Origin of the sequence: Bacillus sp. FSL M8-0049 (assembly GCF_038593355.1) — a bacterium.
Classification (GTDB): Bacteria; Bacillota; Bacilli; order Bacillales; family Bacillaceae; genus Bacillus; species Bacillus safensis.
The window spans coordinates 1,649,410-1,673,676 of the sequence record NZ_CP151986.1 but is presented as its reverse complement, the minus strand read 5'-3'; the positions used below and the strand labels follow the sequence as shown (position 1 = coordinate 1,673,676).

Genomic DNA, 24,267 nt, shown 5'->3' with positions numbered 1-24,267 from the left:
CCTTACATTATAATTTCTTTTGCAATTCATATAGCTTTGTCATGGCGTCAAGCGGCGTCATATCCATTAGGTTGAATGACTTTAATTCGTCGATGACCGCTTGATCCTTCTGTTTTAGGGCAGCTTTGGGCTGCGGTTTTTCTTCTACTTCAAAGAAAGATAGCTGCTGTTTTTCTTCAGCCTTTTCTGCTTTTGGTGCTGCAGATACGGTTGGGGTCACGTCATGTGATCCGCTCTCAAGCTCCGTTAAAATAGTCTGGGCTCTATTAATGATGGCATCAGGCAATTCCGCAAGCTGCGCTACATGAATACCATAGCTTTTATCAGCTGCACCTTCTTTGATTTGATGTAAGAAAACGACCGTGCCTTCATGCTCTTCAGCTCGCACATGAACATTTTTCAGCTCGCTTAATTGAGATTCAAGGACAGTGAGCTCATGGTAATGTGTAGAGAATAGGGTTTTGGCCCCAATATGATCATGAACAAATTCAATGATCGCCTGCGCAAGAGCCATTCCATCATAAGTACTTGTCCCGCGTCCAATTTCATCAAATAAAATCAAGCTGTTTTTCGTAGCATGCACCATCGCATTTTTCGCTTCGAGCATCTCTACCATAAAAGTACTTTGACCAGAAATCAAATCATCTGCCGCACCAATACGTGTAAAGATTTGATCGAAGATTGGAAGCGTCGCCTTTGACGCAGGCACGAAGCAGCCAATCTGCGCAAGAATCGAGATGAGCGCCATTTGTCTCATATACGTACTTTTCCCTGACATATTCGGTCCAGTGATGAGTAAGGTTTGTCTGCCTTTTCCCATCTGGCAGTCATTCGGTACATATTCCTGGTGATCCAGCACTTTTTCAACGACAGGGTGACGGCCATCTTTGACATCCACGTCATCCTCTGAGAATTCCGGCCGGATATAACGGCGCTTTTCACTGACAGTCGCAAAGCATTGAAGCGCATCAAGCTCGCTCATTTGTTTTGCAAGCAGCTGTAATCTAGGAATATAGCCTTTTACTTGCTCCCTAAGAGCTGTAAATAGTTCATATTCCAATTCGTTAATATTTGATTCTGCTTCAAGAATCAGTGCTTCTTTTTCTTTTAATTCAGGTGTGATATACCGCTCTGCATTGGCAAGCGTTTGTTTTCTTTCGTAACGCCCCTCCTCCAGCAGATGTGTATTTGCGCGTGTCACTTCGATATAATAACCAAACACTTTATTAAACCCGACTTTTAAGGAGCGAATACCGGTATATTCTCTTTCCTGCTGTTCAAGCCGTGCAATCCAGTCCTTTCCGTTTCGGCTGGCATCACGGTATTCATCTAATTTTGCATTGTACCCATCTTTAATCAAATTGCCTTCTTTTATCGTCATCGGCGGATTTTCATGAAGTGCATCTTCTAATAAATCAAGCAAGTCACCACAAGGATCAATCTCATTCGCTCTTGATTTTGCCATTTCCTCTGGTAATGAATGAACGAGTTCTTTAATATCCGGTACTTGTTTTAAGGATTCTTTGAGCTGGATGAGATCACGGGCATTCACGTTGCCAAATGCCACGCGGCCCGCTAAACGCTCAAGATCATATACTTGCTTTAATCGTTCGCGCAGATCCTCTCGCTCAAAGAAATGATCCATCAGGATTTGCACCATTTCCTGACGCTCATTAATTTGCGAAAGGCGAATAAGCGGCCGATCGATCCATTGCTTGAGCAGTCTGCCGCCCATCGCTGTTTTTGTTTCATCTAACAGCCATAATAAAGAGCCTTTTTTGCTTTTTGAACGAATCGTTTCTGTTAATTCAAGGTTTCGTTTTGAGTAAAGATCGATTTTCATCGTTTGTTCAAGCTCAAATACTTGAACTTTCTGAAGATGGTCCAAGCTTCTTTTTTGCGTTCTTCTTAAATAGGCATATAGTGTTAAAAATGCTGTTTTTAACTTTTCATCAAGATGGGAAATGAGCTGTTCAGCTTCATCTAATAATTCATCACTATCTTCGTATGAAATGGTCGCTTGGCAGCGTTCTTTAAGGGTTTTGATTGTTTCCTCATCCAGCTGCTTTGACACCACAATTTCTTTTGCACCGACAGAATAAATTTCTGATACGACTTCATCTAATCGATCGATGAAAGCCGCCATGTTTTCACCTGTTGATAAATCAGACAGCGCAAGACCGTACCCATTTTGAAAGCTGGTAACAGACGCAATAAAGTTGTTCTCGTTTTCACTTAAACCTTTACCATCCATGACGGTTCCTGGTGTAATCAGTTGAACGACTTCCCTTTTGACTACACCTTTTGCCGTTTTTGGGTCTTCCACCTGCTCACAAATGGCGACCTTGTAGCCTTTTGAAATCAACTGTTCTATGTATGCAGACGCAGAATGATAAGGAACGCCGCACATTGGAATTGTGCCGCCGTCTCTGCTTGTTAACGTAATTTCTAGTTCTTGCGCGGCTTCCTTTGCATCATCAAAAAACATCTCATAAAAATCGCCTAGGCGAAAAAATAAAAAGGCATCTTGATAATCTGCCTTGATCTTTAAATATTGTTGTATCATGGGCGTATAACTTGCCATATTTCTAATCCCTCACTATATTACTTTCGAATTCATACCATCTCTAATTATAGCATAAAAAATCACCTTTTTTCTCCTAGATCAGGCACAAAAAAACTAGGGGGATATGCGCCCTAGTCATTCATTACTCTTCTGTCTCACCTGCTAGGAATTCTGGATGAATATCCTCTAACTCCTCATCCACTTCTTCTTCCCACTCGTGATCATCTTTTTCTTTCCAGCTTGAATCGACCTCTACGACAATTTTTGTTTCACCGACTACCTCAGCAATGAATTCACGCTCTGCCTGAACGATAATTTTATTGCCATTTGGAGAAATGGTCACTTCTAAGCAATTGGGCTGCTGCAATACTTTCGCAATTACTTCGTGCTCATCATCAAGGAAATTCTTATCTTTATATCTCAGTTTAATGATGTCTACATACTTCACACGCTCTGTGACGACTTCTGTTTTCGTGTTGTCGGCGTAAGAGTACCATACGTTAATATCAAATGTTCCTTCGATCTCAACGGTTTTACCGACCTTTTCAGCATCATACTTATGATTAATGATCCAACCACCTAGGATGCTGGTTGGTTTTTGCGATGGAGAAATGGTGTGTGTGCTTTGGGTGAATTTCCTCCCTTTTGCAACCACCGCTTTTGTAATAATTTCTCTGTATTCAGACATTCCGGCATGCCTCCTTGTTCTTGATCGTTTTATCTTATGCTGGGCATTCGTCTAGTGTGTCACGATTTTGAACTTCATGTTCAATTAAATTCATTTCTGTTTCAGTGTATGCATGGTCGCCCATAAACTTGCCTTGAAAATTGGAAAAGTTGGAGAGTGAGAGGTTTGGAGACGATGAAGCATGAAAAAGAATGGATAGTGCTTTTCAAAAAATGTTAATATGAAAGCAAAAAACCCCGCATCTGCGGGGTTTTCTCATTTAATGGAGCAACTTGGTGATGAGTTTTTCACTTTTGAACCGGTTTCTCCTAATAAGAGGTCACCGCCGGTTGAAAGAATGATTTCATCTGTTACTTGATTCGAAATCGTGTGCGCTACAAGCTGAAGCAGGGAATTGACTTCCATTTGTGATTCTTTGAATTCTTGAATCACTGGGATGTCATCCAGTTCTTCTTGCAGGGCATCGATTTTTTCTTCGACTTGCTTTAAGGCTTCATGTTTGCCATAATGCTTTAAGTTCACAGCTTGTTTTTGAAGCGCCTTAATTTGATTAATGATCGTTGAAATTTTTGTATTTTCATTGATTTGCGCTTCTGCTTTTTTGAAGAAATCAACTTCTTCAGTTTCAGAAATCATTTTAGCGAGCTCTCTTGCGCGCTCGACAATCTCTTTCTTTGAATAAAGTGTCATTTTAATTCACCTCGATAGCTTCTCCAACCATTTCTCCGTCAAGAGACCAAGTTTTGGCTTGTGTGATTTTCACTTTGACGATGTTGCCAATCGCTTCTTTTGGTGCTTTAAAATTCACAAGCTTGCTTTTACTTGTATATCCGGCTAGGATCTCAGGGTTGTTTTTACTTTCACCCTCTACTAATACTTCGACAATCTGCCCTTCATATTCCTTCATTTTTTTCGCAGAAATTTCATTCACAAGTGCATTTAGGCGCTGCAGACGTTCTTTTTTCACACGCATTGGCACGTTGTCTTTCATTTTCGCTGCAGGCGTTCCTTCTCTTGGAGAATAAATGAATGTATAAGCAGCATCAAACTCAACCTCGCGATAGAGGGAAAGTGTTTCTTCAAACTGCTCATCTGTTTCATTTGGGAACCCAACAATAATGTCCGTTGTTAATGAAGCATTCGGCATAGCTTCTTTGATTTTGCGCACAAGATCAAGGTAACGCTCACGGTCATATTTTCTCGCCATAAGTTTCAGCACAGAAGAACTTCCGGATTGAACTGGCAGGTGAATATGATCGAGAAGGTTTCCGCCCTTGGCAAGCACTTCAATTAAGTGATCATCAAAATCACGCGGGTGGCTTGTTGTAAAACGGATACGCGGAATATCAATTTTTCGCAGCTCATCCATCAGGTGGCCAAGACCATATTCCATATCTTCAAAATCTTTTCCATATGCATTCACGTTTTGACCAAGAAGGGTAATTTCCTTATATCCTTCTGCCGCTAAACGTCTGACCTCTTGAATAATTTCATCTGGGCGGCGGCTTCTTTCCTTGCCGCGCGTGTAAGGCACGATACAGTATGTACAGAATTTATCACAGCCGTACATAATGTTCACCCAGCCCTTGATTTTACCTTGACGGGCTCTTGGAAGGTTCTCAATCACGTCGCCTTCTTTTGACCAAACCTCAATGACCATTTCTTTTGAAAGGTAGCATTCAGATAACAGCTCTGGCAGGCGGTGAATGTTGTGCGTGCCGAAAATCAAGTCAACAAATGGGTGTTTCTTCAAAATACGGTTCACGACAGATTCTTCTTGTGACATACATCCGCAGACACCTAAAATTAAATCTGGCTTTTCACGTTTTAATGCTTTTAAATGTCCAAGCTCTCCAAACACTTTATTTTCTGCATTCTCACGAATAGCACAAGTGTTTAATAAGATGACATTTGCATCTTCCGTTGAGTTTGTTGGTTCATAGCCAAGCGCCATAAAAATACCAGCCATCACTTCTGTGTCATGCTCATTCATTTGACAGCCATATGTGCGAATATAAAACTTGCGGCCGTTTCCTAACCCTTGAAACTGCTCGTCAATTTGAAATTGATTGTATTCAACTTCTTCTTTACCCCGTTTTTTTGCATCTTTTAAGGAAGGCGGAATGTACACAGCTTCAAAATATTTGCTGTAGTCCTTCTCGGATTTTTTGTCCGATGAACTTACTTGTCCGCTCGCTTTTCTCTGCTCTTCATTCATGAATTTGTACTCCTTTCAAACCAAGTTCCACCCTACAGTATAGACTATTTTGTGATGAATTGAAAATAAATCATATACGGTTCTTCTATGAAAATTGCCAATTAGTCATAGCCATTTTTCACAAAAGAAAAAGAGAGCCTGCGCTCTCTCAATCAAGTATGTTTAGTTTTTTTGCTTCTTCTTCAATGATTGTCAGTGCCCGGTCTAGTTCTTCTTTTGTGTGCTCGGCTGTGATGATGGCTCTAATTCTTGCCTTGCCTTTTGCTACAGTTGGGAAGGCGATGCCTTGGGCAAACACGCCTCGTTCTATTAAAGCCTTTGAGAAACGAAAAGTAAGTGCTTCGTCTCCAATCATGATTGGGATAATCGGTGTCTCTGTTGGAGCGACTTGAAATCCAAGGCTGATGACTTTTTCTTTAAAATAAGCGGCGTTCTCCCAAAGTGTATCGATTCGCTTCGGTTCATCTAACAGCACTTCAATCGCTTCTTCACACGCTCTAGTCACAGCTGGCGGATGTGAGGTGCTGAATAAAAACGGTCTTGCTTTATGTTTTAGATAATCAATTAAAACCGCTGAACCAGCCACGTAGCCGCCGAGCACTCCGACAGCCTTGCTAAGTGTCCCGACCTGAATGTGCACTCTGCCGTCGAGTTTAAAATGGTTGACCGTCCCGCGGCCATTCTCGCCAAGCACGCCCGAGGCATGCGCATCGTCTACCATCACAAATGCATCATATGCTTCTGCGAGCCTGACGATCTCAGGAAGTGGCGCGATATCTCCATCCATCGAGAACACACCATCTGTAACGATGAGGCGGACGCGGTAATTCATTGATTTCTTCAAAATCTTCTCCAGCTCTTCCATATTAGAATGACTGTATACTTTCTTATCTGCTTTGGTTAATCGGATTCCATCAATAATGGAGGCATGATTCAGTTCATCTGAAATGACAATATCATCTTTTGTCAGGATACTGGATAAGACCCCTTGGTTGGTCGTAAAGCCTGATTGGAACACAAGAGCAGCTTCTGTCTTTTTAAATGAAGCAAGCTTTTTTTCAAGGCGTTCATGCATTGTCATTGTGCCGGCGATGGTTCGTACAGATCCTGTACCCGCACCGAATTCATCAATCGCCTCTTTTGCTGCTTTCATCAGCCTTGGGTGCGAGGTGAGGCCTAAGTAGTTATTTGAGGAGAGTTGTATGACAGATTGTTCATTTAATGTAACAGTGGATGATTGTTTTGAGTCGATCTCTTTCAAAGTTTGGTGGGTGCCTTGCTGCTTCATTGTGTCCAATTCATCTTGTAAATACGTGAATTCTTTCATCATTTCTTCCCCCTTTGATATGATGGCATCATCAGTACGACTTTTCCGCACGTACCGCTTTGCATAAGTTCAAATCCCTTTTGGAACTCTTCAAATGGCAGTGTATGAGTGACAACTGGCTTTACATCAATGGTATTCGTTCTTAACAGCTCAGATACTTGACGCCACGTCTCAAACATTTTTCTCCCCGTGATCCCTTGCACGGTTAATCCCCTAAAAACAATTTGATTCGTAATATCAATTGTCACTGGCCGTTCTGGCAAGCTTAGTATATTGACTTTTCCTCCATTTGCACAAGCTTCGAGTGCTTGATTAATGGCAGCTGGATGACCTGACATCTCACACATCACGTCTGCCCCTTCCATCCGCGTGAGCTGCTTAATCATCGCGACTGGATCATCTTTTCCAATATCTACAATATGATCTGCACCCATTTTTCGGGCAAGATCGAGCCTGTATTCATTTTTATCAACAGCGAACACTTGAACAGCCCCGGAGGCTTTTGCGACAGCAATTGCCATTAAACCGATTGGTCCGCAGCCAAAAATCGCCACTGACTTACCTGAAACAGGTGTGTGCAGTACAGTATGAACAGCATTTCCTAGCGGCTCTTGTATAGAGGCAAGCTCAACCGGCATTTGGGCTGGATTGTGCCACACATTTTGTTCAGGTACTTTGACATATTCAGCAAAACAGCCATCAATGTCTACCCCTAAAATTTTCGTTTCACTGCACAAATGCTGCTGCCCTGTTAAGCACATATAACATTGATTACATACAACATGCGTCTCAGCCGATACAAAGTCCCCTACCTTTGCTCGTGAGACTTGCTTCCCCACTTTAACAACTTCCCCTGTAAATTCATGTCCAAAAATGTAGGGCGCTTTGACTCTTCCCTTAGCCCAGTCGTCCCAATTATAAATATGCACGTCTGTTCCGCATATCGAAGTGGCTTTCACTTGGATCAAAACTTCATGATTTTTGATTTCTGGAATCGGCATCTCCATCAACGCCGCTCCGTAAGCGCTTTCTTTTTTAACAATTGCTTTCATCGTTCCACACATGACGTACAACCCCTTTGTTAAAAAACTTCTCCCAATCAGATTTTAACACGACTTATTTTAGTCGTAAATACCACTGTCCACCAGATAAACACAAATGAACACCCCACATATTTTTTTGGATATTTTTCTAAAAAAAAAGCAAATCTCCTTTCGATCGGAGATTTGCTTTCATCGTCAGCGTTTCTTTGAAACGGCAACATATAGGGCTGGCACAATGAATAATGTCAGAATTGTTGAGAAAAACACACCTGATACAATGCAGATTGCCAGCGGCTTAAAGAGTGGATCATGACTTAATGCAACAGGCATTAGTGCAACAAGTGCCGTAAATGCTGTTAAGAGAATCGGCTTAATCCTTGCTCTTCCTGCTTCAATGACAGCTGTCTGTTGATCAAACCCTTGCTTGCGCCGCTGCTCAATAAATTCGAAGAGGACGACCGCATTTCGGACGACAATACCAGCCAATGAGACAATTCCCATTGTTGCCATAAAGCTGAATGGTGTTTGTGTAACAAATAGTCCGATAATGGCTCCTGATACGGCTAAGTAAACCGTTCCTAGAACTAACAGCGGAAGCATCAATGAATTGAACTGGAATGCGATGGTCACATAAATGAGCAGCAAGACAACTGCAAATAAGAGGCTAATTTCAATAAAGAACTGGGTCTGATTTTCATTTTCTCCGCCTTGTGAAATGGTCAAATCCTTCGCTGCAGAACTTTTTCCTACTTGATTGACGACTTCTTTCATATCGTCTTTAAACGAATCTGATGCACCGGGATACGCCTTCAGCGTAATGGTCGGCACTCCATTTTCATGTGGAATGCTTTCGTACTCCTCTGTTTCTTTTTCTTTTACATATCGGCTAAGCGGCTCAAGTTGAGGCATACCGCCTTCATTTGTCTTCACAGGCACATTCATTTCTTTTAGCTTTAAACCATTTTGATGTGTGCCTGTATCCTGTTTCACCACTAAATCGATATCATTTGTTCCTTGTTGAAAGGTACCTAATGGAATCCCTTCTGTCACAAGACCAAGCTGTCTGCTGACAAATTGAGCACTGAGCCCATCCTCTGCCATTCGCTCGCGGTTTAATTCAAAGGAGATCGTTTTCACCGGCTGATTGACATCGTCCGTAATCAAGCTTGCCCCTTTGTCTTTCATTTCATTTGTCAGCGTTTCTTTGACATCAATGAGCTTTGAAAAAGATTCACCCGCAACCGTTACTGTCACTGGTGCTCCAGCTGGCGGCCCTTGAACAATGGTTTTCATAAAGATTTCTGCCTCATTGAATTTCTCTCGCAAAGGCTCAGTCATACGATCTATCAATGCCTTACTAGTTATCTGATCATTGTCTACTCTCACAACAACTTGACCGGTGTGGTCACTTGCATTTGAAATACTTTCATTAAACAGGTTCGGCACACCGCCGCCTGCAAAAATCGCCGTTTCTTCAATGCCTTTTTGCCGTTTGATCTCTTGTTCTATTTTCTTTAGTGTTTCATTTGTTTTGTCTAGTGTTGTTTCACTTGGAAGTGTGACAGTGACGACCACTTCTTTCTTATTCGCCGCAGGGAAAAATTCAAATGGTGTGACGAAAATAAGTAAAAAAGCAAGCGTTGCAACGAGCAAACCACTTAGTCCAATAACGAGCGGCCGCTTCACAATGTTTGTCAGCACACGGTCTGCATAGAAATCAGCCAGCCTTTTTAATGGTTTCCCTAGGAATCCCGGCTCTTTTTGACTGTTTTTGTTCTTTCTTTTCCGGTTGTTCACAGTATATTGATAGACCGGTACAAGTGTCAGAGAAATCACCATGGATGCAAGCACAGTCGTAACTAGAACAGACGGTAATGCCCGAATAAATGAACCGTTTGCACCTGATAGGAAAACAAGCGGCAGGAAGGCAAATACAACAGCTAGTGTTGATGTCAAAATGGATCCTGCGACTTCTTTCACTCCTGCAATTGTTCCTTTAAGCGGACTTTCGTATTTTTTCATTTGTCTTAAAATATTATCATTGACGACAATGGCATCATCGACAAGTATCCCTAAGGCAATAATAAAGCCGATGATCGAAATTTGATTGAGGTCCACTTGTAAAAATGGCAGCGGAATCGTTCCAATTGTAATCGATAGCGGAATGGCTAGTGAAACGATAAACGCCCCGCCAATCGTGAGTCCAAGTGTGGTAACAATTATGACAGCAATGACCGCAACAATGGCTTCTTTTATTAAATCATTGAAAATGGTATCCACTTCACTTTTTTGTGAATAGTAGTCTACCCACTCCACCCCGTTTGGCAGCTGCTTTTCTTTCTCAATGACATCACTGACTTTGTCATACATTTTAGGAATATCAAGCCCTGGTTTAATATTCACAGTAAATGAATAAGCGGGCTTTCCGTTATACGACACAATATCACTTTTCTGTTTTTCTACTTCTTTTAAACTGCCAAGCTGACTAATTGTGACCGGCTCTCTTTTCGTTTTAGAAAAAAGCTCAATCTTTTTAACCTGATCTAAGCGGTCATATGTATCGATGGACAGCTTCACCTTCTCTTTGCCTGCCCGAATATCGCCTAGCGGAGATGTGTCAAATTCCTGATTGATGGCATTTGTGACATCAGTTACATTGAGCCCTTCACCCTCCAGCTTGTTTGAATCTAAGTTTAATATCGCTTGTTTGTCATTGAAGCCTTTGATAACGACACTGTCTACCCCTTTGATGTCCTCCACTTTTTCCTTCAATGCACGCAGCGATTTCTGACTCTTTGCTAAGTCCGATGATTCACTCGACACAATCATATAAGAACCAACCGGCACGCTGCCAAATTCATCCTTTACTTCCGGCTCCATCACCCCATCAGGAAAAGACGACGCAGCACTTGTGGTTTCATTCTTAATTTGACTTGCCGTCTTTTGAAAGTCGGCTTGGTCCTCAATTTCAATCACAATATTTGAGAAACCAACGGCTGAAACCGAGCTCGTTTTCTCTACACCGTTGATATCAGATAGGGCTGATTCCAGTTTATTGGTGACATCTCTTTCCACCTGTTTTGCATCTGCACCAGGAAAAACGGTAGAAATCGTGACGAGATTCGCCTCGAATTCTGGCAGTTCTCGTTTAGGAAGCTGCGCGAATAAATAGCCGCCAGCAATGAGAACGATAAAAAATAAAATAAAAACTAGCTTTCCTCTTTTCAAAAAAGCTTCGAACATTATTTCACCTACTTAAATATTTATTTTTGATGAAGTAAATTCAACTTAATCTTAATTTATCATCATGGTGAAAAAATGCAAGCTCTAATATGTCATTTTTATCTATTTCACGAACTGAATATGTTATATAAGAAATGTATAGCGGTAAACAAAAACAACCTGCTTACATGATGTAAGCAGGTTGAAAATAATAAAATTAGAATTATCGTGGCTCAACAATCAATTTGATGGCTGTTCTTTCTTCTCCATCGATCAGAATGTCAGTAAAGGCTGGAATGCATATCAAATCCACTCCGCTTGGCGCGACAAATCCCCTTGCAATGGCGACAGCCTTAACCGCCTGATTCAGAGCTCCAGCGCCGATTGCTTGTATTTCCGCTGCACCGCGTTCACGTAAAACGCCGGCTAATGCTCCTGCTACTGAATTCGGATTTGACTTTGCTGAAACTTTTAAAATTTCCATTTCTGCTCCCCCTTAAATTTACAATGGATAAGTGAGTGTTCATTAGAACAATCTTTGTTAGATGATGCTATTTTTTTGAAAATCCATCCCCAAAATGTTTTTCAAAAATAGCAGGCTACCTACCATTTTTACTATATTCACGATAGAGGGCGCATATTCCTTCTTTCTGATTAATATTTTTCTGAAATAAATATGTGAACATTTATTCAAAGAAAATATGGTCATCATTTATCAAAATTCGATCAATTTTGACAGCTTTTTTCGACTGTTCGTCAATTTCTATGATTACTGCACTTAACGTCGTGCGGCCTTCTGCAATTTCAAACCGGACTGGGAGACTTGTTTTGAATCGTTTAATGATCGTTTCTCGGTCAACACCTAAAATGCCATCATAAGGTCCTGTCATCCCGACATCTGAAATATACGCAGTTCCTTTAGGCAATACGCGGTTATCTGCTGTTTGAACATGTGTATGCGTTCCAACGACACATGATGCACGGCCGTCTGTATACCAGCCCATCGCCTGCTTTTCACTTGTGGCTTCACCATGAAAATCAATAAAAATAAACGGTGTCCGTTTGGATGCTTCCGCAATTAATTCATCTACTTTTTGAAATGGGCAGTCAATTGGCGGTAAAAACGTACGTCCTTGCAGGTTGATGACAGCCAGTTCTTTTCCTTGTTTTTTAATAAAGGTGAGACCCTTTCCAGGTGTGCCTTCTGGGAAGTTAGCAGGTCGGACCATATTTGCTGCATCATCGATGAAATCGAAAATGTCTCTTTTATCCCATGTATGGTTACCCATTGTGAGCACATCAGCTCCTGCTTGCAGCAGCTCATGATAGATTTTTTCAGTTAGACCTTTCCCGTGAGCAGCATTTTCTCCGTTGACAATAGTAAAGTGCGGCTGATATTTTTTCTTCAGCTTTGGCAAGTATTCTTTCAGTGTGTCTCTGCCAGGTGAACCGACGATATCTCCAACAAATAATATTTTCATGCGCTTTTGAACCCTTTCTCTTTTAAATTGATCTTCTTATCAGTGTTGCATATTTACACAAAAAAATAAAGCGGCGCTAAGCGCACCGCTCTATTTTGCATACTCTACTGCGCGAGTTTCTCGAATGACTGTCACTTTAATGTGACCAGGGTAATCGAGCTCGTCCTCAATTCGCTTACGAATATCCCTTGCTAGACGGTGAGCTTCAAGATCATTAATTGAATCTGGCTTCACCATAATACGTACTTCACGTCCAGCCTGTATCGCAAACGATTTTTCAACACCTTCATAAGATTCAGAGATATCTTCTAATTTCTCAAGTCTCCGAATGTAATTTTCAAGTGTCTCACTTCTTGCACCAGGGCGTGCTGCAGATAATGCATCAGCTGCCGCAACAAGAACAGCGATAATAGATGTCGGTTCTTGGTCACCGTGGTGAGAGGCAATACTGTTGATGACAACAGGATGCTCTTTATATTTCGTCGCAAGCTCAACGCCAATTTCTACGTGGCTTCCTTCTACCTCATGATCAATGGCTTTTCCAATGTCATGCAGAAGACCTGCTCGTTTTGCAAGCTTTGCATCTTCTCCAAGCTCTGAAGCCATGAGACCTGCAAGATGTGCAACCTCAATTGAATGCTTCAGGACATTTTGTCCATAACTTGTACGGAATTTTAAGCGGCCGAGAATTTTGATCAGATCCGGATGCAGACCGTGAACTCCGACTTCGAATGTCGTTTGCTCACCCATCTCACGGATATAATCATCGACTTCACGGCGTGATTTTTCCACCATTTCTTCAATTCGTGCAGGATGAATGCGGCCATCCTGGACTAGCTTGTCCAGAGCTATCCTCGCTGTTTCACGTCTAATCGGATCAAAGCCCGATAGTATGACAGCTTCAGGTGTATCATCTATGATCAGGTCAATACCTGTTAACGTTTCTAACGTACGGATATTTCGTCCTTCACGTCCGATAATACGACCTTTCATCTCATCATTTGGAAGATTGACTACAGATACCGTTGTTTCAGCCACATGATCAGCTGCACAACGCTGTAACGCAAGTGAAAGAATGTTTTTCGCCTTTTTGTCAGCCTCTTCTTTCGCTCGGTTTTCAGATTCTTTCGTCATGACTGCAATGTCGTGGGAAAGCTCATTTTCAACTTGATCCAGAATGATTTGTTTCGCTTCATCTCGAGTTAGACTTGAAATACGTTCCAACTCGGCTTTCTGCAAACGAATCATATCATCCACTTTGCTTTCCATCTCTTCAATATGTTGTTGTCGTTCATTCAGAGAATGATCTCTCTTCTCCAACAGGGACTCCCGTTTATCTAAAGATTCGTCTTTGCGATCAAGATTTTCCTCTTTTTGAAGTAAACGGTTTTCTTGTCTTTGAAGCTCATTTCGTCTTTCACGAACTTCTTGCTCCGCCTCTACACGAAACGAATGAATTTCATCTTTCGCTTCCAAGAGCGCTTCTTTCTTCAATGCTTCCGCATCACGCTTTGCATCCTCAACAATTTGTTCGGCCATGTTTCTTGCGCCGGATATTTTTGCTTCTGCAATGGTTTTACGAACAAAGTAGCCAACAACTAAACAGATTAGGCTCAGCAAAATGGAGATGATCGTAAACATCGTAGGCGACATATTTTCACCTCCTCTTGCTATGAACTTGGTTTTACAAATAAAGTGTCGGCATGTACATTGTTTTGTGTCTCAACATACAGGGCCTTCACAGGGAATGAGATCCTCACTGCCCTTGTCAAGTTTAAATTAGTTATCAATCATGTTAAGAAAAACAAGTGATACATTCCCATTGTAATTGTGTCGGAAATACTTGTCAAGCTAGTCAGACTGAGGCGTAAGTCGTTATTTCAAGCAAAGACAGAACTTTTGACCTGCCAGCTGTCATGTAAATGTAAAAAAAAGACGCTTTTCAGCGTCTTTTAGTCTTTTTAGTCATTAAACTCCAATTCTTCTTGTCCTTCTTCTTCAGCTGCTTTCACTCCGTTTGTATCCAAACCGTAGTGTTCGCGAATTTGCTCCTGGATCATCAGCATGATATCTTTATTTTCTTTTAGGAACTGTTTCGCATTTTCACGGCCTTGTCCAAGACGTTCCTCTTGGTAAGAATACCAAGCACCGCTCTTTTGTACGATATCCAGCTCGCTTCCAAGGTCGATGATTTCTCCCTCTTTTGAGATCCCTTCACCGTACATAATGTCTACTTCGGCAATACGGAATGGAGGTGCTACTTTGTTTTTGACCACTTTAATTCTCGTTTTATTCCCCATAATGTCATTGCCTTGTTTCAGCTGTTCAGCACGGCGCACTTCTAAACGAACAGACGAATAGAACTTCAGCGCACGTCCACCAGGCGTTGTTTCAGGGTTACCAAACATGACACCAACTTTTTCACGAATTTGGTTGATAAAGATGGCAATTGTTTTTGATTTGTTGATGGCACCTGATAGTTTACGGAGCGCTTGGGACATCAAACGTGCTTGAAGACCAACGTGTGAATCACCCATGTCTCCTTCAATCTCTGCTTTTGGTACAAGAGCAGCTACAGAGTCAATAACAACAATATCAACTGCCCCGCTTCGGACAAGAGCTTCTGCAATTTCAAGTGCTTGCTCTCCTGTATCCGGCTGAGAAAGTAACAGTTCATCAATGTTGACACCTAGTTTTTGAGCGTAAACTGGATCGAGTGCATGCTCTGCATCAATAAATGCAGCTTGTCCTCCCTGCTGCTGAACTTCAGCAATGGCATGAAGGGCTACTGTCGTTTTACCAGAACTCTCTGGACCATATACTTCGATAATACGGCCGCGGGGATATCCGCCTATTCCAAGCGCAGTATCAAGTGCTAACGAACCACTAGGTACTGTTGAAATACGTGTATCTGTTTGCTCTCCTAGTTTCATAATAGAGCCTTTACCAAACTGTTTTTCTATTTGTTTAAGAGCCATATCTAAGGCTGCTTGACGATCACTCATTCTATTGTTTCCTCCTTTATCAATTCCACTATCTATACTATACCTTGTTTTACGTCATTTGCCAAGAAAAAAACGAACACATATTCGATTTTTTCTTAGCAGTTTTTTTAAGAAAAGAGTATTTTCTATTAGAAAAAACGCTCTTTTATAAAGGAGTAAACCTAACAAAAAACAAAATTAGCTCTCTTTTAATAAGTTGAGTAAGTGATGCAGACCATATTTCACAGCACGCTTTCGAATGCCCGACCGGCTGCCTGTAAACATCCATTCAAACACGTCCGTCTGGTCTTTCGTCGATAGTCCAATGAACACTTTTCCAACAGGCTGACCCTCTTGGGTATCAGGTCCTGCTACACCCGTAAAGCTAATGCCAATATCACTCCCGGTCAGCTTTCTAACTCCTTCAGCAAGCTCTAAAGCACACTCTTTGCTGACAGCACCATGGGAAGACAATGTTTCCTCCCGGCAGCCAAGTACCTGCTGCTTGACTTGGTTTGTATAACAAACCACACTTCCGTTCAAAATGGATGATGCTCCTTCGAGATCTGTCAGCCATTCGGAGAACATTCCGCCAGTCAGGCTTTCTGCTGCTGCTACTGTTTTTCCGTGCTCGTGCAAGGCTTTGGATGCTTCGCGGACAAGTGATGTATCCCCATATCCGTAGAAGTACTCACCTACCCGCGCCAAAATTTGCGCTTCTGTTTCTTTTAACAGACGCTCTGTTTCTTTTTCATCCTCATGCTTAGCAGTCAGCCTTAGCGTCACTTCACCGTCAGATGCGAGTGGTGCAATTGTCGGATTCGTTTGAGCGTCAATTAAATCTTCTAGGTCTGTTTCAAGCTGCGATTCACCGATTCCGAAGAAGCGCAGAACAACAGACACGATCTTTTCCTTTAAGCCAAGCTTCTCAGAAATCAGCGGCTTTGCCTCGTTTTCAAACATCGGGTGCAGTTCACTTGGCGGTCCAGGAAGAAGCATATAAAACGTATCGTCTTCTTGAACAAACATACCCGGGGCCATCCCGAAACGGTTCACGAGCACATCAGACCCTTCTAGAACGAGTGCCTGCTTACGGTTGTTCGGTGACATAACGCGTCCGGTCTTTAGAAAGTAGTCTTGAATCGATTCAAATGCTTCTTCATTTAGTACAAGCTCTTTCCCAAGCGAGCTCGCAATGGTTTCTTTTGTTAAGTCATCTTTGGTTGGTCCAAGACCACCTGAGAAGATAATAAAATTAGATCTTTCCTGCGCCACCTGAATGGCCTGTTTTAAACGCTCTGGATTGTCACCAACTGCTGTGTGGTAATAAACATTCACACCAATTTCAGCTAGTTGTTTGCTGATGAATTGTGCATTCGTATTCGTAATTTGCCCTAGCAATAGTTCGGAACCGACTGCAATAATTTCTGCTTTTCTCTCTGACTTCAAAGCGTACACGTCCTTTTTAGTTAGAATTCTTTAAAGCTTCCCAGTTTTTTGCAAAGTAATCCCAGCCTGAGACAACAGTGAAGAACACCGCTACCCACATCGCTAGATCACCAAACGGGAATGACACAAGTTCAAACGGCAGGTTATGCAGTAAAAGTGCTGAAATCGCAATGATCTGCGCCCATGTCTTCACCTTTCCAAGCATATTCGCTGCCACTACTTCACCGCCTCCGGCTAATACAAGCCTTAGACCAGTTACAGCAAATTCACGGCTGATAATCACAATCGCCATCCATGCCGGTGTAAGGTTGTATTGAACAAGTATAATTAAAGCAGCTGAAACAAGCAATTTATCTGCAAGCGGATCTAAAAATTTACCAAAGTTCGTCACTAAATTAAGCTTACGTGCGTAGTATCCATCAATCCAGTCAGTTGTTGAAGCGACGATAAACAAGATCGCTCCAACAAGGTGCGTCACTTCGATGCTGACGTCGCCAAAGCGCGCAACACCCCAATCTAGCGGTGCAAGCATAATAATCATAAAAACAGGGATCAAGGCGATCCTAGAAAGGGTTATTTTATTCGGTAAGTTAAACATGAAATCCAATCCTCCAATAATGCAATTTTTTATGTATATAATAGTAGGAACAAAAGAAAAGTCATCTACTTGCTTAAGATGACTTTTCCTTTCCTTTATTCACAATCACAATGTTTTGTGTCATGGTGTTCTTAGGGTCTAATTCGTACTTAAGTGTCTCGTCATTTACCTTGATATCTATTCCAGACGCATTGCCTAGGCGGATATCGACCTGAGAAAGCTCAGACAGGTCTGTTTTAAACGATTCGCCATCTTTTAGTTCACCCATCTTCAGCACTTTTCCAGATTCGTCTCTTACGCGCAGCCATGAAGCTTGCGAGGCAGAAATGGTTAACTCCATTTCGTCTGCACCTGATACTTCATACGTTGTTGTCGAGCCTTCTGTATTCGTCGCCTTTAAAGAAACAGTTTCATCGTCTTTTGATGAATCGTCTTTTTTAGAAGATTTTTCTTTATCATCTGACGAAGCTTTTTCTTTTTTCTTTTGATCTTTTGCAAGAGATGAATCCTCAGATACTTCATATTTAGATTCTGATTGCTGAGGGGCCGCCTGATTATTCTTCTGTCCGCTATCATGATTGACCGCCTGCACGATCACATAGATGATGGCGATGACCACAATGATGCCTCCAATAATTAAAATTGTCGGCAATAGTTCAAGCACTTTCGAGGCAGGCTTTGGCAGCTCTCTTTGCGGCTTAATATTCGATAATTTATCAGATACTTCATCGTTATACGTGCTTGGAACATCTTTACGAAATTCTTCGAACAATTGTTCAGGATTCAGTCCAACGGCTTCGGCATATTGTTTAATAAACGCTCTGACGTAAAATTTACCTGGAATAATATCATAGTTTCCTTGTTCGATTGCTAGCAAATAGCGCTTTTGGATCTTGGTAGCCGCCATCAGATCCTCCAGCGACATCCCTTTTTCCTCTCTGGCCTCAACGAGCCGTTTTCCCAATTCAGTCAAAACAAACACCTACCATTACCATATTAAAAATCGAAGCCGGAAAAACCAGAATGATCAAACACTTGTGGTTCTTCAGCGTGTTCATATGTAATCTCTTCGTCTGCGCTATTCCGCAATTCAATGATATAGTCGAAATCATCCATTGTATATTCTGAATTTTGAATAAAGATGTCTGGATGCTCGACCACCTTCGTTGCCGGCAGTCTCATAATTTCCCTTAAAAGCTGCAAATGCTTCTCAGAACCTCTTCTTGTCGACACAATCCCATCAATAATAAAGACGTTATCTGGGCTGTATTCATCTGCGATCAGCTGACTTCGGATCGTCTGTTTCAAAAGAGTTGATGATACAAACAGCCATCTCTTGCTTGCACAAACACTTGAAGCCACAATTGATTCTGTTTTTCCGACACGCGGCATTCCGCGAATCCCAATCAATTTATGTCCTTCTTTTTTAAAGAGTTCAGCCATAAAATCAACAAGAAGACCGAGCTCGTCTCTTTCAAAACGGAACGTCTTTTTGTCATCCGCATCACGCTGTATGTATCTTCCATGACGAACAGCTAAGCGGTCACGAAGCTTTGGCTGTCTTAATTTCGTTACTTTTATCGTTTCCATTGTATTTAAAATTGATTCAAGCCGCTTAATTTGATCTGTGTGGTCACAGCGTAAAAGCATTCCGCGTCTTGATACATCAACACCATTGATTGTCACAATATTAATTGAAAGCATCCCCATTAGAGAAGAAATGTCTCCTAAAAGTCCGGGACGGTTTACCTGTATCTCATATTCAAAATACCATTCGAGCTTTGCCAAATGATATTACCCCCTTCATTGTGGCAAATTTTTACCTTCCTTTATCATAAAGCATTTTCACATTTTTAGAAAGCACAATGTTGTGAAACGGTTAAAATAAAAAGAGAGGCACAAACGACCTCTCTTTTTGTTTAGTGCGAGCTATTATTTTCAACCAGCTTGACCATCATATTTGCAATGGCACGCTGCTCATCTTCTGATGCAACGCTCCAAAGGTCAGCAAGTACTCTTTCCTGCTCGTTCTTTGCCTCAACTTCGTTAGCTAGATATCCGCCAATTTCATACGCAAGGTTATTGATGGTCTCATCCTCTAAACCTTTATCCTGCGCATGATTTAAGCGATCACCTAAAAAGTTTTTCCAATGGTCCCAGTTCTCAAGTACAGACATGTCGATTCCTCCATTCGAAAAGATGAATTACAGCCATAGCTTTTGTCATGGAGAGACGAATTATACACGTTTTTTAACAGTACCAGCCGCCATTGACAGATAAAATTTGACCGGTGATATAACTTGACTGTTTTGAGGCGAGAAACCAAATGACATCTGCAACCTCCTCAGGCGATGCAAGCCGGCCAAGCGGAATTTCTTCTTCCAGCATCGCGATGTCTTCCTGCGTAAAACGATTCATCATGTCTGTTTTGACAGCACCTGGCGAGACAGCATTTGCTCTAATTCCACTTGGAGCAAGCTCTTTTGCTAATCCTTTTATAAATGCATTTTGCGCACCTTTGACCATGCTGTACAGCACTTCACACGATGCTCCCGTTTCTCCCCATATCGAGCTGACCGCAATGATATGGCCTGCTTTCTTTTGAATCATGGCAGGTAAAAGGGATTGGGTAAGCTCATATGGACTTGTGACATGAAGCTGCACCATACTGGCTAATACGTCTTTTTCTGTGTCTGTCACCAATCCGACATGGCTCCTGCCGCTATTTAAAACAAGAATATCTGGACAGAGCGGCAGACGGCTGACAAGCTCATCTGCTCCTCCCGTTTTAGATAAATCTGCTTGAACGACATGCGTTTGAATGGAATATACCTCATCCAAATGAGCGGCGAGGCGCACAGCTGCCTGTTCATTTTTATAATAATGGAGCATCACATGGCAGCCTTCTTGGGCAAGCTTTTTGGCAACTGCCTGCCCAATCCCGCCACTGGCACCTGTTATCAGCGCCCAACGACTCGTCACATTGATTCCTTCTTTCTATATAGAATACCTATTCTTTTCGTTTAAATGGGAACCAGTTGGCTGATCCGAACAATTTCACCATCACAGGTACGAATAATGGTAGCACAACGAGTGCGTACAGTAAAAGTCCTGTGAGGACAAGTGTTGCAATCTGCAGGAGAGACAGCACACCGGATGGAAGCATTGCGGCAAATGTACCTGCCAAAATAACAGCAGCAGACATAATGACAGATCCCATATTTTTCATTGATTCAGTCATGGCAAACTGGATGTCTTTTGTTTTATATTCATTGAACCGCTCCATTAAGAAAATCGAATAATCGACTCCGAGCGCCATTAATATGACAAATCCAAAGAATGGTACTGCCCAGTTAATGCCAGGATATCCGAAGAAATGGGTGAAAATAAATTCTGTTACACCGATTGCTGTAAAGTAAGTCAATATGAGTGAACCTACCAAGTAAAGCGGCATGACAAGCGAACGGAACAAAATCACCAAAATAAGGAAAATACCAATCATCATGTAAAGAACTGTCTTATTGAAATCTTGGTCTGACAGCTGTTTTAGATCAGCGTTCATACTTGATACACCTGAGACGCCAAATGACGCATCTTTTAGGTTTGTTTCAGGAAGTGCCCGCTCGACAGAAGCTTCCACTTGTTTAATTATCGACAAGGCGTCATTTCCATATGGATTTTTCTCTAAAATGACATCAATTTTTGTCATCTTGCGGTCATCTGACATGTATGAATCAAATACTTGCTTGAATGCTTTATTTTTTAAGACGTCTTTTGGAATAAACCAGCCGGTCATATCTTGATCTGGTGCATTTTTCAGTTCGTCTAAGTAGTCACCTGCACCCATTAAGCCGCTTGAAATTTTCTCCAATCCTTTCACACTTTTGTTCAGACCGTCTGTCAGCTTGGTCAGGTTATCCCCAAAGCCGCCAATCTTTTCTTTCATTTGCTTTTGGCCATTCATGATGTCGCCCGCTCCATTTGCAAGCTTTGGCATATTATCAGCTAATTGTCCTTGACCTTTAGACGTTTGATCCAGTCCATTTTCAACTGCATCTAAGCCAGCAATGAGTTCATCGATTTGATTTGTCAAGACTTTTTGCTGCTCAGAAGCTTTTGCGATAAAGGCATCAGCTGCTTCAAGCTGCTTTCTAGCTTCTTTCGCTTGTTTGGCATAGCTGTCTGCCTGTTTCGCCCCTTCTTGCAAAGTCGCAGAAAGTTCATTGTACGAAGCTTTAATCGCTTGATACGATTGATTTTCTTTTACCTGCGGGATTTGCTTTTCAAGGGTACTAAATTGTGTATTTGCTTGTTTGATTAACGCTTTTACATCTGCTGCGGCAGAGGATGACGTATCCACTTGCGCTAATGCTGCCTTTAATTCTTTGGAAATGCTTTTATACAGTGAAACTTGCTGATTCACTTGTGCGACTTGAGCCATTAATTCCTTTTTTGCACCTTTGATTTCATCTTTAATGGCTGCTACACCTTTTTTATTTTGGTCGATGCCGTTTTGCAATTTTCTTAAGGATTTTTCAACATTTTGAATCCCTGTTTGCACAGATTCTGTACCAGAAATCAATTTGTTAATGCCTTTTCCTGATGATTTGATTTGCGGCGTTTGATCCTCAATGGATTGACTCATTGTCGTCAGTGCATCTTGGATGTTTTTCAAGCCTTCATTGCTTTTATCAAGTCCTGTGTTCAGTTCTTTGGCTTGTGATTTTACGTACAGATCACTCAGCCCTTTACCGACAGGACGGGTGGCACTTCTGACTTTGCTGACGCCATCTGTTTGTTCAATTGCACGGCTGAGTTTTTCGATGGCAATCAGCCCTTCATTGTTGTCTAAAAGGTCAGATGATTTCACAACCACTGTTGCCGGAAGTGCTTCACCCGGTCCAAACTTATCAGAAATGGTATTGAATGCGTTAACCGATTCGTATTTATTACCAATTTCATCTAAGCTGTTATAAGAAAGAGTTCCTTTATACATGAGAATTGGCGGAAGCGTAATGATTCCTACAATTAATAAACTGAAAAGCGGTTTCTTAAATGAAAAACGGCCTGCTGTTTCCCACATTTTTGACTGCGGGTGGGCAATATCGCCTTTAATCGGCCAAAATAACACCTTTCCTAAAACTGCCATAAAGAACGGCACAATCGTGAGAAGAGCCACAATGAGCACAGCAACCCCAACTGCTACTGCAACAGCTGATTTATAAAGCTGGAATTGTGCCAAGCCAATACATGTAAAACCGATCAGAACCGCAATTCCGCTGAATAAGACGGTCTTTCCTGCTGTTTTATACGTAATCAGAATCGCCTCAATTTTATCTTTACCGTGTGCGATCTCTTCCTTAAAACGGCTGAGAAGCAGTATGCAGTAGTCCGTTCCAATTCCAAACATGATCGCGACCATAAAGATCTGAGTAAAGGTCGAGAGCGGAAAGTCTACATATTTCACTAAATAAGCTACGATTGATTGACTCACCAAGTAAGACAGTGCCACTGCGACTAACGGAACGAAAGGCGCCACAGCTGACCTAAAGACAAGAATAAGGACAACGAGAATAAACCCAATCGTAATGAATTCTGTTTTCTTCAGGCCTTCCTGCGAACTTGTAATAACATCATCATCAATTAACGGCTGCCCTGTCATTTCAAATTTCAGATTTAAGCTTTTCAGCTTTTCATTGACTCTTTCTTTAAAATCGGACGCTTTGATTTTGTTTGAGTCATATGTAACTGGAACAAGGAGTGTCGTTTGATCTTTAGAGAGCATTTGTTTTTTGATATCTTTATTGGCTTCAAAGTAAGAAGTAATGTCCTCTATGTGGAGATCTTGATCCTTTTCTAAAATATCCATTGCCTTTTTTAAAGATGTTTCTCTTTCTTTCACAATGTTCTTTTCTTGAAAGACAATGACGATTGATTTTTCTGTATCGCCGTTTTCAGACATTTTCTTTAATAACTGATTGGCATATGAGGACGGATAGCCGTCTGGTACAGAAATTTGCCCCTTTTCTTTTGTTAATTGCGCCATATTAGGAGCGGTGATGAGTAACACTGCCGCTAATACGACCCACAGGATCGTGATCAGCCATCTACCCTTTATGATTGCTCTCATTAGTACTTTGTGCCTCCTCTTCGATGATCACTTGATAGATCTTTTCATATGTTTGAATAAATGATTCCATTTCTTTTTCTTCAAGCTTTTCAAAATAAGACCGAACTAAGTCTTGAAGCTGCTTTTCCATTCGGCTGACCACTTCTTTGCCCTCTGGCGTGACGTACAGATGAACATTCCTTCTGTCAGCTTGATCATGTTCACGAAAAATATAGTTTTTCGTAAAAAGACGGTTGGTCATGGATGTTACAGCACTTTTGTTTACATTACATACATAAGCAAGGTCCGTAGATGTACACCCTGGATGTAAATTGATGTATCGAAGCGAGTAATATTGATCAAGCGTCAGCTCTTTATCAAGCTTTTCGGTGATCATACTCGAGACTTTTTTCTCCATCCAGAGATAGACATCTGCATACCTCTGGATGAGCTGGGCAATTTTATTTTGTTCCATACGCTGCTCCTTTTTAGTTTAAGTGTTTAACTATTAAAGAGTTTAACTAATATCCAAAACAAATGTCAATGAATATCCTCGTAAATAAAGCGGCTTTTTCAATGAAC

General features: G+C 41.6%; 19 protein-coding genes. All 19 read right to left on the bottom strand.

The genetic code is table 11. The features are described from left to right. Window positions 1-7: 7 nt before the first annotated feature. The 19 genes from mutS to NSU13_RS08395 all read right to left on the bottom strand — a co-directional run bounded on the left by mutS (window position 8) and on the right by NSU13_RS08395 (window position 24,160). Window positions 8-2,584, bottom strand: a complete 2,577-nt coding sequence (mutS, locus tag NSU13_RS08485) for a DNA mismatch repair protein MutS (RefSeq protein ID WP_342489987.1) — start codon at window positions 2,582-2,584, stop codon at window positions 8-10. 124 nt (window positions 2,585-2,708) lie between these two features. Beyond that, on the bottom strand, window positions 2,709-3,254 hold the full coding sequence (gene cotE, locus NSU13_RS08480; protein ID WP_024424105.1) for an outer spore coat protein CotE: 546 nt from the start codon (window positions 3,252-3,254) through the stop codon (window positions 2,709-2,711). Between the two features lie 255 nt (window positions 3,255-3,509). After that, window positions 3,510-3,944: a RicAFT regulatory complex protein RicA family protein gene (locus tag NSU13_RS08475; RefSeq protein WP_008358013.1), complete on the bottom strand. Its 435-nt coding sequence runs from the start codon at window positions 3,942-3,944 to the stop codon at window positions 3,510-3,512. A 1-nt stretch (window position 3,945) separates the two neighbouring features. Then, window positions 3,946-5,472: a tRNA (N6-isopentenyl adenosine(37)-C2)-methylthiotransferase MiaB gene (gene miaB, locus NSU13_RS08470; RefSeq protein ID WP_024427027.1), complete on the bottom strand. Its 1,527-nt coding sequence runs from the start codon at window positions 5,470-5,472 to the stop codon at window positions 3,946-3,948. A 148-nt stretch (window positions 5,473-5,620) separates the two neighbouring features. Next, entirely contained in the window at window positions 5,621-6,799 is a 1,179-nt protein-coding gene (locus tag NSU13_RS08465) for a glycine C-acetyltransferase (protein ID WP_034281904.1), read from the bottom strand. Beyond that, the gene (tdh, locus tag NSU13_RS08460) at window positions 6,799-7,863 is read right to left on the bottom strand and encodes an L-threonine 3-dehydrogenase (RefSeq protein WP_034281903.1); all 1,065 of its coding nucleotides are present in this window, start codon (window positions 7,861-7,863) and stop codon (window positions 6,799-6,801) included. Before tdh ends, NSU13_RS08465 begins: the two co-directional genes overlap by 1 nt. 174 nt (window positions 7,864-8,037) lie before the next feature. Continuing rightward, window positions 8,038-11,085, bottom strand: coding sequence for an efflux RND transporter permease subunit (locus NSU13_RS08455; protein WP_061109888.1), 3,048 nt, complete (start codon window positions 11,083-11,085; stop codon window positions 8,038-8,040). 202 nt (window positions 11,086-11,287) lie between these two features. Continuing rightward, complete coding sequence (gene spoVS / locus NSU13_RS08450; protein WP_003211281.1) at window positions 11,288-11,548, bottom strand: stage V sporulation protein SpoVS; 261 nt, start codon at window positions 11,546-11,548, stop codon at window positions 11,288-11,290. A gap of 202 nt (window positions 11,549-11,750) precedes the next feature. Continuing rightward, window positions 11,751-12,545, bottom strand: coding sequence for a TIGR00282 family metallophosphoesterase (locus NSU13_RS08445; protein ID WP_342489986.1), 795 nt, complete (start codon window positions 12,543-12,545; stop codon window positions 11,751-11,753). A 90-nt stretch (window positions 12,546-12,635) separates the two neighbouring features. Then, the gene (gene rny / locus NSU13_RS08440) at window positions 12,636-14,198 is read right to left on the bottom strand and encodes a ribonuclease Y (protein ID WP_003211958.1); all 1,563 of its coding nucleotides are present in this window, start codon (window positions 14,196-14,198) and stop codon (window positions 12,636-12,638) included. 308 nt (window positions 14,199-14,506) lie between these two features. Then, window positions 14,507-15,550, bottom strand: coding sequence for a recombinase RecA (gene recA, locus NSU13_RS08435; protein ID WP_034281901.1), 1,044 nt, complete (start codon window positions 15,548-15,550; stop codon window positions 14,507-14,509). Between the two features lie 177 nt (window positions 15,551-15,727). After that, a complete protein-coding gene (locus NSU13_RS08430) occupies window positions 15,728-16,978 on the bottom strand; it encodes a competence/damage-inducible protein A (RefSeq protein WP_041117442.1) in 1,251 nt (416 codons plus the stop codon). A 16-nt stretch (window positions 16,979-16,994) separates the two neighbouring features. Then, entirely contained in the window at window positions 16,995-17,576 is a 582-nt protein-coding gene (gene pgsA, locus NSU13_RS08425; RefSeq protein ID WP_008358030.1) for a CDP-diacylglycerol--glycerol-3-phosphate 3-phosphatidyltransferase, read from the bottom strand. Between the two features lie 73 nt (window positions 17,577-17,649). Continuing rightward, complete coding sequence (locus NSU13_RS08420; protein WP_061109885.1) at window positions 17,650-18,549, bottom strand: helix-turn-helix domain-containing protein; 900 nt, start codon at window positions 18,547-18,549, stop codon at window positions 17,650-17,652. Window positions 18,550-18,572: 23 nt separating this feature from the next. After that, window positions 18,573-19,364 (bottom strand): DUF3388 domain-containing protein, encoded by a 792-nt coding sequence (locus NSU13_RS08415; protein WP_003211480.1) that lies wholly within the window; start codon window positions 19,362-19,364, stop codon window positions 18,573-18,575. A gap of 131 nt (window positions 19,365-19,495) precedes the next feature. After that, window positions 19,496-19,753 carry a DUF3243 domain-containing protein gene (locus NSU13_RS08410; protein ID WP_024424114.1) on the bottom strand — a complete coding sequence of 86 codons (258 nt, stop codon included), beginning with the start codon at window positions 19,751-19,753 and terminating at the stop codon, window positions 19,496-19,498. A gap of 73 nt (window positions 19,754-19,826) precedes the next feature. Further along, window positions 19,827-20,558, bottom strand: a complete 732-nt coding sequence (locus tag NSU13_RS08405; RefSeq protein ID WP_051627347.1) for an SDR family oxidoreductase — start codon at window positions 20,556-20,558, stop codon at window positions 19,827-19,829. Between the two features lie 28 nt (window positions 20,559-20,586). Continuing rightward, window positions 20,587-23,706, bottom strand: a complete 3,120-nt coding sequence (locus tag NSU13_RS08400; RefSeq protein ID WP_034281893.1) for an MMPL family transporter — start codon at window positions 23,704-23,706, stop codon at window positions 20,587-20,589. Continuing rightward, window positions 23,684-24,160, bottom strand: a complete 477-nt coding sequence (locus tag NSU13_RS08395; RefSeq protein WP_034281891.1) for a MarR family transcriptional regulator — start codon at window positions 24,158-24,160, stop codon at window positions 23,684-23,686. The genes NSU13_RS08400 and NSU13_RS08395 overlap by 23 nt, the downstream gene beginning before the upstream one ends. Window positions 24,161-24,267: the final 107 nt, after the last annotated feature.

Bases quoted from the DNA above. Each gene is read 5' to 3' on its own strand.
- pgsA (WP_008358030.1), bottom strand. From the start codon at position 17,576: ATGTTTAACTTACCGAATAAAATAACCCTTTCTAGGATCGCCTTGATC.
- miaB (WP_024427027.1), bottom strand. From the start codon at position 5,472: ATGAATGAAGAGCAGAGAAAAGCGAGCGGACAAGTAAGTTCATCGGAC.
- NSU13_RS08465 (WP_034281904.1), bottom strand. From the start codon at position 6,799: ATGAAAGAATTCACGTATTTACAAGATGAATTGGACACAATGAAGCAG.
- recA (WP_034281901.1), bottom strand. From the start codon at position 15,550: ATGAGTGATCGTCAAGCAGCCTTAGATATGGCTCTTAAACAAATAGAA.
- cotE (WP_024424105.1), bottom strand. From the start codon at position 3,254: ATGTCTGAATACAGAGAAATTATTACAAAAGCGGTGGTTGCAAAAGGG.
- spoVS (WP_003211281.1), bottom strand. From the start codon at position 11,548: ATGGAAATTTTAAAAGTTTCAGCAAAGTCAAATCCGAATTCAGTAGCA.
- NSU13_RS08455 (WP_061109888.1), bottom strand. From the start codon at position 11,085: ATGTTCGAAGCTTTTTTGAAAAGAGGAAAGCTAGTTTTTATTTTATTT.
- NSU13_RS08395 (WP_034281891.1), bottom strand. From the start codon at position 24,160: ATGGAACAAAATAAAATTGCCCAGCTCATCCAGAGGTATGCAGATGTC.
- NSU13_RS08400 (WP_034281893.1), bottom strand. From the start codon at position 23,706: ATGAGAGCAATCATAAAGGGTAGATGGCTGATCACGATCCTGTGGGTC.
- tdh (WP_034281903.1), bottom strand. From the start codon at position 7,863: ATGTGTGGAACGATGAAAGCAATTGTTAAAAAAGAAAGCGCTTACGGA.
- NSU13_RS08475 (WP_008358013.1), bottom strand. From the start codon at position 3,944: ATGACACTTTATTCAAAGAAAGAGATTGTCGAGCGCGCAAGAGAGCTC.
- rny (WP_003211958.1), bottom strand. From the start codon at position 14,198: ATGTCGCCTACGATGTTTACGATCATCTCCATTTTGCTGAGCCTAATC.
- NSU13_RS08445 (WP_342489986.1), bottom strand. From the start codon at position 12,545: ATGAAAATATTATTTGTTGGAGATATCGTCGGTTCACCTGGCAGAGAC.
- NSU13_RS08410 (WP_024424114.1), bottom strand. From the start codon at position 19,753: ATGTCTGTACTTGAGAACTGGGACCATTGGAAAAACTTTTTAGGTGAT.
- mutS (WP_342489987.1), bottom strand. From the start codon at position 2,584: ATGGCAAGTTATACGCCCATGATACAACAATATTTAAAGATCAAGGCA.